Source organism: Mycoplana sp. 10N416 (genome assembly GCF_056394765.1).
Window position 1 is genome coordinate 1 of record NZ_JBFTIM010000059.1, and the last position, 401, is coordinate 401.

Below are 401 nucleotides of genomic sequence, written 5' to 3' on the forward strand. Positions count from 1 at the left end.
GGCGGCGTCGAGGACACCGATTTCGCGGTCAGCACGGCGGACCTGCTGTCGGGGCTCAGCGATGTGGACGGCGACGAGCTGTCGATCTCGGCGATCGTGGCCGACAACGGCGCGACGGTCACCCTCAACGTAGCYGGCAACGGCTACACGGTGACGCCGGCGGCGAACTTCAACGGCACGGTGACGCTGAGCTACACCGTCAGCGACGGCAACGGCGGCGAGCATGAGGTGACGCAGACGATCGAGTTTGCCGCCGACAACGACGACCCGACGGGAACGCCGGACGTGGAGCTGGAAGGCGGCGTCGAGGACACCGATTTCGCGGTCAGCACGGCGGACCTGCTGTCGGGGCTCAGCGATGTGGACGGCGACGAGCTGTCGATCTCGGCGATCGTGGCCGA

Annotated in this window: 1 protein-coding gene; it reads left to right on the plus strand. The window is 68.0% G+C overall.

Annotation, left to right across the window (positions count from 1 at the left end):
• Positions 1-401, plus strand: a 401-nt coding sequence (locus AC1DDS_RS25800; RefSeq protein WP_477481448.1) for a cadherin-like domain-containing protein, incomplete at both ends; no start/stop codon positions are given.